The following is an 11,842-nucleotide window of genomic DNA, read 5'->3' on the forward strand; positions in this document are numbered from 1 at the left end:
GGCGGCCTCCCACGGCGGTATCCTGGTGGGATGCCGAAGGCGAGCAGCAACCCGACGCAGCGCCCCCGCAAGAAGGCGCCGCAGCAGCAGGCGCCGGTCGCGCGGTCGCCGCGCGACGCGGTCGAGCGCGTGCTGGCCTTCCTGGTCGTCGCGCTCGCCGCGATCGCGGTGCTCGGCTTCGCGGGCGCCATGCTGCACGTCGCGTTCCGCGACAGCGTCGAGCTCTTCGCGGGCATCGCCTGGCAGTACGCCTACTGGCTCCCGCTCATCGCGCTCCCCCTCGCCATCGTCTGCCTCGTGGTGCTCGTCATCGTGAGCGCGGCGGGCAAGTCCCGCAGGCGCTGATGGACGTCGTCGCGCTCGCGGCCCGCATCCAGGCGATGCCCGATGACGCGCTCGACCTGCTCGTCACCGAGCGGCAGGCACCCCCGCAGCTCGCCTCGACGTTCGACCTCGCCGAGCACCTGCTGACGGATGCGTCGATCGCGCTAGCGCTCCGGTGGCGGTCGGGCGCAGAGCTCGCCGGGCTCGCGGCGGGCACGTCGTCGCCGAGGCTCGACGCCCTGCTGCTCGGCGTCGACGGCGTCGCGCTGCCGCCAGTCACCGCGCTCGCAGCCGAGGCGCTCGACGGTCTCGCCGCGAGCGCCGCAGCGGACGCGGCGCCCATCGACGCGGCACCCACCGACTCCCCCACCGCGCCGCAGCTCGCGATCGATGAGGCGATCAAGATCGCCGAGCTCGTGCACCGCATCGCCGACCACCCGATCACGCTCCGCTCGCGCGCGCAGCTGCCGGCGGCCGTCGTGCGCGACCTCGCCGCGTCGATCGACGCGGAGCCGGGGCAGCTCGACGAGCGGCTCGAGCTCGCGAGCGCCGCGGGGCTCGTCGACAAGCACGACGGCCGGCTCCGCGCGACTGTCGACGCCGACGCGTGGCTCGCCTCGCCCGTGCCCGACCGCTGGCTCCGGGTCGCGACCGCCTGGCTCGAGGCGACCGACGACCTCTCGGCCGTCGCGACCGGCGACTTCCCGCTCGCCGACGACGCCGTGCGGGCCGTCCGCGAGCGCCAGGCGCGACAGGCGCGCCGGCTCGGGCTCGTCGACGGCAGGAACCCGACCACGCTCGCCGCCGCGCTCGCCCACGACCCGGGTGCCGCGCGCGAGACGCTCGCCGCCCACGTGCCGCCCGCCACCGCATCCGTCTACCTGCAGCCCGACCTCTCGGCCGTCGCCCCCGGGCCGCTCCGCGCCGCCGTCGACGCGCGCCTGCGCGGCATCGCCCGCATCGAGCGCGCCGGCATCGCCTCGCAGTGGCGCATCACGGCGCAGAGCGTCGCCGCGGGGCTCGCGAGCGGCGAGAGCGCCGATGGGGTGCTCGAATTCCTCGCGGGCATCTCGCTCACCGGCGTGCCGCAACCGGTCGCCTACCTCGTGCGCGACACCGCCGCGCGCTTCGGCAGCCTGCGCGTGCGCTCCGTCGACCCGACCGCCGAGGGCGGCGCCCGCGCGCAGGTGCGCAGCGACGACGAGCAGCTCATCCGCACGATCGCCGTCGATCGCGCGCTCGTCACCGCGGGGCCCGTGCAGACCGGCCCGCACCGCCTGACCTTCAGGCTGAGCGCCGAGGAGGTGCTCGAGGCGCTGCTCGAGGAGCGCTACCCCGCGGTGCTCGAGGACGAGGAGGGCGAGCTCGTGCTGCGCCGCCCCGAGCGCGCGCCGCGCCGGGAGCGCGAGCGGCATCGGCTCGTCGCGCGCTTGCGCGACGCGGGCTTCGAGGTCGGCGAGCAGGAGCGCGCGTGGCTCGAGCGGCAGCTGCAGTCGGCGGTGCGCGAGCGCATGCCCGTGCGGCTCACGGTGACGACGTCGAGCGAGCCGGTCGACGTCGAGCTCGTGCCGCTCGCGGTCGCGAACGGCAGGCTGCGCGCGCGGGACGCGAACCGCGACGTCGAGCGCACCCTCCCGCTCAGCGCGATCACGAAGGTCGCGGGGCTCGGCGTCGCGAACTGACGCGCCATCGGGCCGGAACGCCGTCGGCGAACGCTGGGGCTGTACCCCTGCCGGGCAGTAGGCTGGAACGCTATGACGCTCGGCCCCCTCATCGTCCAGTCCGACCGGACCGTGCTGCTCGAGGTCGCGCACCCCGACGCGGCCGCGGCGCGGCAGGCGCTGCAGGTGTTCGCCGAGCTCGAGCGCGCTCCCGAGCACATCCACACCTACCGCGTGACGCGGCTCGGCCTGTGGAACGCGCGCGCCGCCGGCCACACCGCCGACGAGATCATCGGCACCCTCGACCGCTACGCGAAGTTCCCCGTCCCCGCCGGCGTCGCGCAGGACATCCGCGAGACGATCGGTCGCTACGGCCGGCTCGTGATCGAGCGCGACGACGAGGGGCTCGTGCTCCGCAGCCAGGACCGCCCCGTGCTCGAGGAGGTGCGGCGCTCGAAGAAGATCGCGCCGCTGCTCGGCGGCCCCGCCGACGGCGGCATCCGCGTCGTCGACTGGGCGCGCGGCGAGCTCAAGCAGGAGCTCGTCAAGCTCGGCTGGCCCGCCGAGGACCTCGCGGGCTACACGCCCGGCACCCCGCTCGACATCGAGCTCGTCGAAGACGGCTGGACCCTGCGGCCGTACCAGGCGGACGCGGTGACGCACTTCGCCGACGCCGGCTCGGGCGTCGTCGTGCTCCCGTGCGGCGCCGGCAAGACGATCGTCGGCGCGGCGGCGATGGCCGCGACCGACACCACGACCCTCATCCTGGTCACGAACACCGTGTCGGCGAGGCAGTGGCGAGCCGAGCTGCTCGCCCGCACGAGCCTCACCGAGGACGAGATCGGCGAGTACTCCGGAGCGTCGAAGGAGATCAAGCCGGTCACGATCGCGACGTACCAGATCCTCACCGTCAAGCGCGGCGGCGAGTACGCCCACCTCGGCGTGCTCGACGCGCTCGACTGGGGCCTCATCGTCTACGACGAGGTGCACCTGCTGCCCGCGCCGGTCTTCAAGCTCACCGCCGACCTGCAGGCGCGGCGCCGGCTCGGCCTCACCGCGACGCTCGTGCGCGAGGACGGCCGCGAGTCGGACGTCTTCAGCCTCATCGGGCCCAAGCGCTTCGACGCCCCGTGGAAGGAGATCGAGGCGCAGGGCTTCATCGCGCCCGCCGAGTGCTTCGAGGTGCGCATCGACCTCGACGAGGACGAGCGGCTCGAGTACGCCGCCTCCGGCGATCGCGACCGCTACCGCATCGCCGCCTCGAGCCCGCGCAAGATCGACACCGTCCGCCGCGTGCTCGCGCAGCACCCCGACGAGCCAACGCTCGTCATCGGGCAGTACCTCGACCAGCTCCACGAGCTCGCCGCCGCGCTCGACGCGCCGCTCATCACGGGCGAGACGCCCGTCTCGGAGCGCGAGGAGCTCTTCCAGGCCTTCCGCACCGGGCAGGAGCGCGTGCTCGTGGTCTCGAAGGTCGCGAACTTCTCCGTCGACCTGCCCGACGCATCCCTCGCCGTGCAGGTGTCGGGCTCGTTCGGCTCGCGCCAGGAGGAGGCGCAGCGGCTCGGCCGGCTGCTGCGGCCGAAGGGCGGCCGCACGGCGAGCTTCTACACGATCGTCGCGCGCGACACCGTCGACCAGGAGTTCGCGCTCGGCCGCCAGCGCTTCCTCGCCGAGCAGGGCTACGCCTACACGATCCTCGACGAGCACGAGCTCGGTCTCGCCGATCGCGCCGCGGTGTGAGCGCGTTCCGGTGACTCCCAGACTCTTCTCAGGCAATCACCAGAGACTGTCCGCATGACCGAGCCGAACGCCAAAGTCCTCGTCGTCGACGACGAGCCGCACATCCGTGACCTGCTGACGACGAGCCTGCGCTTCGCGGGCTTCGACGTGCGCGCCGTCGGCGCGGGAGCCGCCGCGATCTCCGCCGTCCTCGAGGACGAGCCCGACCTCATCCTGCTCGACGTCATGCTCCCCGACATCAACGGATTCGGCGTCACCAAGCGGCTGCGCGCATCCGGCTTCACCTCGCCCATCCTCTTTCTCACCGCGAAGGACGACACCGAGGACAAGATCAACGGCCTCACCGTCGGCGGCGACGACTACGTCACGAAGCCGTTCTCGCTCGACGAGATCATCGCGCGCATCAAGGCGATCCTGCGCCGCACGATGGCCGAGACCGACGACGCGACGATCCACGTCGGCGACCTCGCGATGAACCAGGACACGCACGAGGTGACGGTGCGCGGCGAGGAGATCGAGCTCTCCCCCACCGAGTTCAAGCTGCTGCGCTACCTCATGCTGAACGCCAACCGCGTGCTGTCGAAGGCGCAGATCCTCGACCACGTCTGGGAGTACGACTTCAACGGCGACGTCGGCATCGTCGAGTCCTACATCTCCTACCTGCGGCGCAAGATCGACGACGGCGCGAGCGAGCCGATGATCGTCACCAAGCGCGGCTTCGGCTACATGCTGAAGTCCCCGAAGGCGTAGGTGCGACGGGCGCTGACCCGCCTGCTCGGCCGCACGTCGCTGGCCGGGCGGATCAGTGCACTCATCGTCGTGGTGATGACCTTCGGGCTCGTGCTCGCGGGCATCGGCACGCTCAGCATCATCCGCGACGCGCAGGTCGCCGACATCGACGTCGAGATCGAGGAGGCGCTGCTCGCGTTCACGAGCGAGCCGGTCACGCGCCGCGACTCGCCGGAGCAGTGCGACCTCGCGCAGCGGATGCCGAACACCTACTACCTGGGCGTCGCCGAGCCCGACGGCGTCATCGTCTGCGACAACAAGCTGCCCGACCCCGAGAACCCCGACCTGTCGGGGCTCTCGCTCGCGACGCTCGTCGAGCAGCCGAAGGCGTTCACGATCCCCTCGATCGACGGGCAGTCGACGTGGCGCACGCTCGTCGCGCCCACGACGGTCGAGGGCACCGGCGAGCTGCTCATCTCGGTCGTCGCGGTCAACACCGACCAGCTCGAGGCGACGACCGGCACCTTCATGCTCGTGTTCGCCGGCTTCTCGGTGCTCGCGGTCGTGCTCGGGGCCGCCCTCACGCGCATCCTCGCCGTCTCGACGCTCCGCGGCCTGCGGCGCACGGCGAAGCAGGCCGAGCGCTTCGCCGACGGCGACTACGAGACCCGCCTGTCGACCGAGCACCCGCGCACCGAGGTCGGCTCGCTGCAGCGCTCGCTCAACGGCATGCTCGATCGCATCGAGGCCGCGATCGAGCAGCGCGACGAGTCGGTGAAGCAGATGCGGCAGTTCGTCGGCGACGCGAGCCACGAGCTGCGCACGCCGCTCGTGTCGGTGCGCGGCTACGCCGAGCTCTACCGGATGGGCGCGATCTCGCGGCCCGAGGACGTCGCGAGCGCGATGGAGCGCATCGAGGGCGAGGCCAAGCGCATGGCGCGGCTCGTCGAGGACCTGCTGCAGCTCGCGCGGCTCGACGAGCGCCGCCCGATGGACCTGCAGCCGCTCGACCTCGTGCCGCTCGTCAACGACGCCGCCTCCGACACCCGCGCGGGCTCTCCCGATCGGCAGGTGCACGTGCTCCCGATCGACGCGGATGCGATGGGTCCCGTCGAGGACGACGTCGACGACGCGCTCCCCGACGCGATCTTCACGCCGCCGCCGCTCACGCCGCCCGCGATCGTGCTCGGCGACGAGCACGCGCTGCGCCAGGTGATCTCGAACCTCATCGGCAACGCGCTGCGCTACACGCCGGAGGGCTCGCCGATCGAGCTCGCGGTCGGGGTCACCGCGCGCCGTCGCCGCGCGGTCGTGATGGTCGTCGACCACGGGCCGGGTGTGCCGGCCGATCAGCGCGGCAAGGTCTTCGAGCGCTTCTTCCGCACCGACGAGTCGCGCGCTCGCGAGACGGGCGGCTCGGGCCTCGGCCTCGCGATCGTGCGCGGCATCGTGCGCGCCCACGGCGGCCGCATCGACGTGGTCGAGACGCCGGGCGGCGGCGCGACGTTCCGCTTCGCGATCCCGCTCGCCTCCGACGAGGCGGTCATGGCGCTCAGCCACAAGCTCCGCCCGGCGGACTCCCCCAACACGATCACGGGCGACCATCCACAGGCGCGCGCCGCCGCGCGACGCTGACCCGACGCATCCCCCTACCGTCTGCCTCGAGCGCGGATGCTCCGCGCGGGATCGAGGGGATCATGAGCAGGTACGTCGTCGACGGCGACGCCATCCACGGCGCGCACCTCGCGGTGCGGTCGACCGCATCGCGGCTGCAGTCGGAGTCCGCGGCGATGCTCGCGCAGCTCCAGGCGCTGCAGGACTCGTGGACGGGCCAGGCGTCGATCGCCTTCCAGGGCGTCGTGCAGGACTGGCGAGCGACGCAGCTGCGCGTCGAGGAGTCGCTCGCGAGCATCAACGAGGCGCTCGCGATGGCAGGCCGCCAGTACGACGAGGTGGAGCAGGGCAACACGCGGCTCTTCGCGGGCTGAGACGACGAAGGGCCCCAGCAGCGCTGGGGCCCTCCGATCGGTGGATCTCCTAGAAGTCCATGCCACCCGTGGGGTCGGCCGGCATCGCCGGCTGCTTCTCGGGCTTGTCGGCGACGACGGCCTCGGTCGTGAGGAAGAGGCCGGCGATCGACGCGGCGTTGGCGAGCGCCGAGCGCGTCACCTTCACCGGGTCGGCGATGCCCGCAGCGAGCATGTCGACGTACTCGCCGGTCGCGGCGTTGAGGCCGTGGCCGACCTCGAGGCTGCGCACCTTCTCGGCGACGACGCCCGGCTCGAGGCCGGCGTTCGTGGCGATCTGCTTGAGCGGCGCGTCGACGGCCACGCGCACGATGTTCGCGCCCGTCGCCTCGTCGCCGACGAGCTCGAGGCCCTCGAACGCGGTCTTCGCGGCCTGGATGAGCGCGACGCCACCACCGGCGACGATGCCCTCCTCGACGGCGGCCTTCGCGTTGCGGACGGCGTCCTCGATGCGGTGCTTGCGCTCCTTGAGCTCGACCTCGGTCGCGGCACCCGCCTTGATGACGGCGACGCCGCCAGCGAGCTTCGCGAGGCGCTCCTGGAGCTTCTCGCGGTCGTAGTCGCTGTCGGTGTTCTCGATCTCCGAGCGGATCTGGCGAACGCGACCCGCGATGGCCTCGGCCTCGCCGGCGCCCTCGACGATCGTCGTCTCGTCCTTCGTGATGACGACCTTGCGGGCACGGCCCAGCAGGTCGAGCGTCGCGCTCTCGAGCTTGAGGCCGACCTCCTCGGAGATGACCTGGCCGCCCGTGAGGATCGCCATGTCGGCGAGCATCGCCTTGCGGCGGTCGCCGAAGCCGGGGGCCTTGACGGCGACCGACTTGAAGATGCCGCGGATCTTGTTGACGACGAGCGTCGCGAGCGCCTCGCCCTCGACGTCCTCGGCGATGATGACGAGCTGCTTGCCCGCCTGGATCACCTTGTCGACGATCGGGAGCAGGTCCTTGATGTTCGAGATCTTCGAGTTGACGATCAGGATGTACGGGTCCTCGAAGACCGTCTCCTGGCGCTCGGGGTCGGTCACGAAGTACTGCGACAGGAAGCCCTTGTCGAAGCGCATGCCCTCGGTGAGCTCGAGCTCGGTGCCGAAGGTGTTCGACTCCTCGACGGTGACGACGCCCTCCTTGCCGACCTTGTCGATGGCCTCGGCGATGAGCGCGCCGATCTCCTCGTCGGCGGCCGAGATCGAAGCCGTGGCGGCGATCTCCTCCTTGGTCTCGACCTCCTTGGCGTTGGCGAGCAGCTGCTCGCTCACCGCGGCGGTGGCCTTCTCGATGCCGCGCTTGAGGCTGATCGGGTCGGCGCCGGCTGCGACGTTGCGGAGGCCCTCGCGGACCAGCGCCTGCGCGAGCACGGTCGCCGTCGTCGTGCCGTCACCGGCGACGTCGTCGGTCTTCTTCGCGACCTCCTTGACGAGCTCGGCGCCGATCTTCTCGAAGGGGTCCTCGAGCTCGATCTCCTTGGCGATCGACACGCCGTCGTTCGTGATGGTGGGGGCGCCCCACTTCTTCTCCAGCACGACGTTGCGGCCGCGCGGGCCGAGGGTCACCTTCACCGCGTCGGCGAGCGTGTTGAGTCCACGCTCCAGCCCGCGGCGGGCCTCCTCGTTGAATGCGATCATCTTTGCCATTGCAGTTCGTCCCTCCTGGACGCTGTGGACGTTCATCTGGCACTCCGACGATAGGAGTGCCAGTACACGAGTCTGGCACTCTCACTTGGCGAGTGCAAGCCGCGCGGGGGTCGGCGTCAGGGCGCGCTGGGCGTGGGCGAGTGCGTGACCGCACCGCCCTCCTGCGGCTCGGCGCTCGGGGCCGTGCCCACCGCATCCGCACCGAGCACGATCGTGATCGGCGTGCCGGTGATGCGGCCGTCCGAGAGCCGCGCCTCGCCGACGCCGAGGCCCTGCGCGAGCCCGCGCGCGACGGGCGCGAGCGACTCGTCGTCGTACCAGACGACCGTGCGCTCGACGTCGCCGCCCTCCGAGCCGCCGGTCGCGAGCACGCTCCAGCCCGCGTCCGAGAGCGCTTGACCGACGCCCGCGGCGAAGTCGTGCTCGCCCGACTGGTCGAGGACGGTGATGGATGCGTCGACGCCGGGATCGATCAGCCCCGGGTCGGAGACGACCTCGGCGGCCTCGCTCGCGACCGGCGCGGACGGCGCCGACTGCGGCCGCAGCCGATCGAGCAGGAAGAGGCCGATCGCGATGAGCACGATCGTCGCGGCGAGCGCGCACAGCAGGATCACCCAGCGCGGCGTGCGCCGCGACGCGCTCGAGCGGTGGGCGCCGACGCGCTGCGTGCGGCTCATCGGCCCTCGCGCACGCGCAGCAGTCGCCGCACGAGCATCGGATCGTGGCGGAGCGCCTCGGGCGTCTCGAGCAGCCCATCGAGCACCTGGTAGTAGCGGGTCGTGGTCCAGCCGAACTCGGCCCGGATCGCGCGGGCCTTCGCGCCGCCGTGGCTCGTCCAGCCGCCCTCGAAGTCGAGTACGCGGCGGATGCGCTGCTCGCGCGCCGATTGCAGGTCGTGGGCCGACGTATCCGCCGTCGTCGAGTGCCCCTCGGGCTCGACGACCGAATCGGCGGCCGCGAAGGCCAATGCGGCGGAGTCCGGCGCCGCGGAGTCCGGCGCCGCAACGTCGTCGGCAGCCGGCGCGCTGGCAGGTCGCGGCTCGGTCGGCATGGTGCCGATCCTACGGGCGCGGCGGCGTTCCGCCCGCCGCGAAACACAGTCGGCGCAATGGTGCCGCGCGTACGATTGCGGCATGACCGATCCCATCGAACGCTCCGACTCCGAGTGGCGCGAGGCGCTCTCGCCCGACGCCTACCGCGTGCTGCGCGAGGCCGGCACGGAGCGCCCGTGGACGGGCGCGCTGCTCGACGAGTCGCGCCAGGGCGTCTACGCATGCGGCGCGTGCGGCAACGAGCTCTTCGACGACGAGACGAAGTTCGACTCCGGCTGCGGCTGGCCGAGCTTCTTCGACGCGCGCGAGGACGCCGTCGAGCTCGTCGAGGACCGCTCGCTCGGCATGGTGCGCACGGAGGTGCGCTGCGCGAAGTGCCACAGCCACCTCGGTCACGTCTTCAAGGACGCGCCTCAGACGCCGACGGGCGACCGCTTCTGCATGAACTCCGTCGCGATGAGCTTCACGCCGGAGTCCTGAGGCACCGCGTCGAGGCACCGCGTCGCCGCTAGCGTTGCGGCGTGATGACGCTCGACGAGATCTGGCCGCTGCTCGGCCTGCGGCTGACGACCCCGCGGCTCGAGCTGCGGCCGCTCACCGACGACGACATCCCGCACTACGTCGCCGCGGCCGCGGCGGGCATCCACGACCACGCGCCGCGCACTCCCTTCGGCCGGCCGTGGGACGAGTCGCCCGACCTGGCGGCGAGCTCGGCGCGCTGGATCTGGCAGGCGCGCGTGCGCGTCGAGCGCGACGACTGGATGGTCATGCTCGGGGTGTGGGCCGAGGGCGCGCTCATCGGCGCGCAGGACGTCGTCGCGCGCCGCTTCCACGCCGAGCGCACGATCGAGACGGGCTCGTGGCTGCGTCGCGACGCGCAGGGCCGCGGCTTCGGCACGGAGATGCGGCTCGCCGCGCTGCTGTGGGCGTTCGACTCGCTCGGCGCCGAGGTCGCCGAGACCACCACGTACGACTGGAACGCCGCGTCGCTCGGCGTGAGCCGCGCGCTCGGCTACCAGCCGAACGGCGAGAGCCGCCACTCTCCGCGCGAGGGCGTCGTCGAGCGCGAGCTCGACCTGCGACTGCGGGCGGATGCGCTGCGGCGCCCGACGTGGACGCTCGGCATCGAGGGCGGCGAGGCCGCGGCCCGCTTCCTCGGCGTGCGCTGAGCGCGGTCCGCGTCCGGCTCAGGCCGGTCGCGGCGCACGGACGGGCCGGCGCAGCGACGACACCGCGACCGCGGCGATCGTGAGGCCCGCGCCGAGGAGCGACCACGCCGTCACGGGGTGGCCGGCCGGGAACAGCCAGTCGAGCAGCAGCGACGCGACGACCTGACCGCAGATGACGCCGAGGCCCATCGTGAGCACGCCGAGGTGGTGCACCGCGACCGACATGAGCGCGATGAAGACGATGCCGAGGATGCCGCCCGCGTAGAGCCACGGCTCGGCGGGCAGCGGGCGCGCGGTGACGCCCGCGAGCGACTGGACGCCGACGAACGCCGCGAGCGCGACGGTGCCGACGAGGAAGTTCGAGACGGTCTGCGCGATCGCCGAGCGCGAGTGCCGCTGCACGAGGCCGCCGAACGCCTGCTGGAACGACTGCAGGAGGCCCGCGATGAAGGGCAGCACGACGAGCCACGCGCCCTGCAGCTCCCCCGCGCCGACGAGCGCGATGCCGACGGCGACGAGCGCGAGCAGCGCCCCGATGACGCGCGGCGCGGTGATCGGCTTCCGCGCGAGCCCTCCGAAGCCTGCCCGGTCGACGGCGAGCGCGCTCGTCGTCTGCCCCGCGACGACGCCGACGGTGTAGAGCGCGACGCCGGTCGAGCCGACGACGACGCCTTGCGTCGCGACGAGGAACGCGCCGAGCAGCCCCGTCGTCGCGTACCACCACGGCATCGAGCCGTCGCGGATGACGCCGACGAGCCTGCGCACCCCGGCCCTCGCTCCGGGCGAGACGAGCAGCAGCACGGCGAGCAGCCCGAGCCCGACGCAGAACGAGATGAGGGCGGCGAGCATGCCGTGGTCGAGCCGCGCGCCGAGCTCGCCGTTGATGCGGCTCTGCACCGCGAGGCCAGCGCCGGCCGCGATCGACGCGAGCAGCCAGAGGAGGTGGATCACGCGACCGCCAACGGCTCGAGGTCGGGCGCGGGGTCGGTCGCGAGCCGGGCGAACCGCACGACGTCGAAGCGCGTGGCCAGGCCGTGCTCGTCGACGTAGCGGAGCCGCTCCCGCTCGACGCCCTCGCGCACGTAGCCGGCGCGCTCGGCGACCGCGATCGAGGCCGGGTTGTTCGCGCGGGCGCCGAGCTCGAGCCGGTGCAGCCCGTGGGCGAACAAGCGGCGGGAGAGCGTGTCGAGCGCTCGGCTCGCGAGCCCCCGTCCACGCGCCGCGGGCGCGAGCCAGTACGACATCCAGGCGGTGCCGTGCACGGGTTCCCGCTCGGCGGCCATGACGCATCCGACCGCCTCGCCGCCCTGGTCGATCGCGAGCGCGTCGGCCGCGATCGCCGTGAGGTAGTCGCGCGCGTCGTCGAGCGTCTCGATCGGCGGCGCCTGCCGGTGCAGGTCGAGCGAGCCGAGGAAGGCGGCCAGCACTGCGGCGGCGTCGCGCTCGGAATCCCAGGGGCGCAAGCGGCTCACCGGGAAAGCCTAGAATGGCTGGGCGCCGCGGGCGA

The 11,842-nt window shown here is 72.8% G+C and carries 13 protein-coding genes; 8 read left to right on the top strand and 5 right to left on the bottom strand.

Features of this window, described 5'->3' with window-relative positions:
* Positions 1 to 30: 30 nt before the first annotated feature.
* From JSQ78_RS06175 to JSQ78_RS06200, 6 genes are all read left to right on the top strand, one after another.
* On the top strand, positions 31 to 345 hold the full coding sequence (locus JSQ78_RS06175; RefSeq protein ID WP_026374334.1) for a hypothetical protein: 315 nt from the start codon (positions 31 to 33) through the stop codon (positions 343 to 345).
* On the top strand, positions 345 to 2,006 hold the full coding sequence (locus JSQ78_RS06180; protein WP_211450250.1) for a helicase-associated domain-containing protein: 1,662 nt from the start codon (positions 345 to 347) through the stop codon (positions 2,004 to 2,006). Before JSQ78_RS06175 ends, JSQ78_RS06180 begins: the two co-directional genes overlap by 1 nt.
* 72 nt (positions 2,007 to 2,078) lie before the next feature.
* A complete protein-coding gene (locus JSQ78_RS06185; protein ID WP_211450252.1) occupies positions 2,079 to 3,728 on the top strand; it encodes a DNA repair helicase XPB in 1,650 nt (549 codons plus the stop codon).
* A 54-nt stretch (positions 3,729 to 3,782) separates the two neighbouring features.
* Positions 3,783 to 4,478: a response regulator transcription factor gene (locus JSQ78_RS06190; RefSeq protein WP_021010709.1), complete on the top strand. Its 696-nt coding sequence runs from the start codon at positions 3,783 to 3,785 to the stop codon at positions 4,476 to 4,478.
* Complete coding sequence (locus tag JSQ78_RS06195; protein WP_211450254.1) at positions 4,479 to 6,092, top strand: sensor histidine kinase; 1,614 nt, start codon at positions 4,479 to 4,481, stop codon at positions 6,090 to 6,092.
* Between the two features lie 62 nt (positions 6,093 to 6,154).
* Positions 6,155 to 6,445 carry a WXG100 family type VII secretion target gene (locus JSQ78_RS06200; protein WP_026374331.1) on the top strand — a complete coding sequence of 97 codons (291 nt, stop codon included), beginning with the start codon at positions 6,155 to 6,157 and terminating at the stop codon, positions 6,443 to 6,445.
* Positions 6,446 to 6,494: 49 nt separating this feature from the next.
* On the opposite strand, the gene groL is transcribed toward JSQ78_RS06200, so the two are convergent.
* The 3 genes from groL to JSQ78_RS06215 all read right to left on the bottom strand — a co-directional run bounded on the left by groL (position 6,495) and on the right by JSQ78_RS06215 (position 9,165).
* A complete protein-coding gene (gene groL, locus JSQ78_RS06205) occupies positions 6,495 to 8,114 on the bottom strand; it encodes a chaperonin GroEL (RefSeq protein WP_211450256.1) in 1,620 nt (539 codons plus the stop codon).
* 116 nt (positions 8,115 to 8,230) lie between these two features.
* On the bottom strand, positions 8,231 to 8,791 hold the full coding sequence (locus tag JSQ78_RS06210) for a LytR C-terminal domain-containing protein (protein WP_211450258.1): 561 nt from the start codon (positions 8,789 to 8,791) through the stop codon (positions 8,231 to 8,233).
* A complete protein-coding gene (locus JSQ78_RS06215; protein WP_211450260.1) occupies positions 8,788 to 9,165 on the bottom strand; it encodes a DUF3263 domain-containing protein in 378 nt (125 codons plus the stop codon). The genes JSQ78_RS06210 and JSQ78_RS06215 overlap by 4 nt, the downstream gene beginning before the upstream one ends.
* An 82-nt stretch (positions 9,166 to 9,247) precedes the next feature.
* On the opposite strand from JSQ78_RS06215, the gene msrB reads away from it, so the two are divergent.
* Positions 9,248 to 9,646: a peptide-methionine (R)-S-oxide reductase MsrB gene (msrB, locus tag JSQ78_RS06220; protein WP_211450261.1), complete on the top strand. Its 399-nt coding sequence runs from the start codon at positions 9,248 to 9,250 to the stop codon at positions 9,644 to 9,646.
* A gap of 44 nt (positions 9,647 to 9,690) precedes the next feature.
* Positions 9,691 to 10,335 carry a GNAT family N-acetyltransferase gene (locus JSQ78_RS06225; protein WP_249296006.1) on the top strand — a complete coding sequence of 215 codons (645 nt, stop codon included), beginning with the start codon at positions 9,691 to 9,693 and terminating at the stop codon, positions 10,333 to 10,335.
* 18 nt (positions 10,336 to 10,353) lie between these two features.
* Here JSQ78_RS06225 and JSQ78_RS06230 read toward each other — a convergent pair whose 3' ends face one another.
* Positions 10,354 to 11,286, bottom strand: coding sequence for a DMT family transporter (locus JSQ78_RS06230; protein WP_211450270.1), 933 nt, complete (start codon positions 11,284 to 11,286; stop codon positions 10,354 to 10,356).
* A complete protein-coding gene (locus tag JSQ78_RS06235) occupies positions 11,283 to 11,807 on the bottom strand; it encodes a GNAT family N-acetyltransferase (protein WP_211450271.1) in 525 nt (174 codons plus the stop codon). The genes JSQ78_RS06230 and JSQ78_RS06235 overlap by 4 nt, the downstream gene beginning before the upstream one ends.
* Positions 11,808 to 11,842 lie beyond the last annotated feature (35 nt).

Source organism: Agrococcus sp. Marseille-Q4369, from assembly GCF_018308945.1.
GTDB lineage: Bacteria > Actinomycetota > Actinomycetes > Actinomycetales > Microbacteriaceae > Agrococcus.

Coding starts and splice junctions, on each gene's coding strand:
- JSQ78_RS06175 (WP_026374334.1), top strand. CDS start 31: ATGCCGAAGGCGAGCAGCAACCCGACGCAGCGCCCCCGCAAGAAGGCG.
- JSQ78_RS06180 (WP_211450250.1), top strand. CDS start 345: ATGGACGTCGTCGCGCTCGCGGCCCGCATCCAGGCGATGCCCGATGAC.
- JSQ78_RS06185 (WP_211450252.1), top strand. CDS start 2,079: ATGACGCTCGGCCCCCTCATCGTCCAGTCCGACCGGACCGTGCTGCTC.
- JSQ78_RS06190 (WP_021010709.1), top strand. CDS start 3,783: ATGACCGAGCCGAACGCCAAAGTCCTCGTCGTCGACGACGAGCCGCAC.
- JSQ78_RS06200 (WP_026374331.1), top strand. CDS start 6,155: ATGAGCAGGTACGTCGTCGACGGCGACGCCATCCACGGCGCGCACCTC.
- groL (WP_211450256.1), bottom strand. CDS start 8,114: ATGGCAAAGATGATCGCATTCAACGAGGAGGCCCGCCGCGGGCTGGAG.
- JSQ78_RS06210 (WP_211450258.1), bottom strand. CDS start 8,791: ATGAGCCGCACGCAGCGCGTCGGCGCCCACCGCTCGAGCGCGTCGCGG.
- JSQ78_RS06215 (WP_211450260.1), bottom strand. CDS start 9,165: ATGCCGACCGAGCCGCGACCTGCCAGCGCGCCGGCTGCCGACGACGTT.
- msrB (WP_211450261.1), top strand. CDS start 9,248: ATGACCGATCCCATCGAACGCTCCGACTCCGAGTGGCGCGAGGCGCTC.
- JSQ78_RS06225 (WP_249296006.1), top strand. CDS start 9,691: ATGACGCTCGACGAGATCTGGCCGCTGCTCGGCCTGCGGCTGACGACC.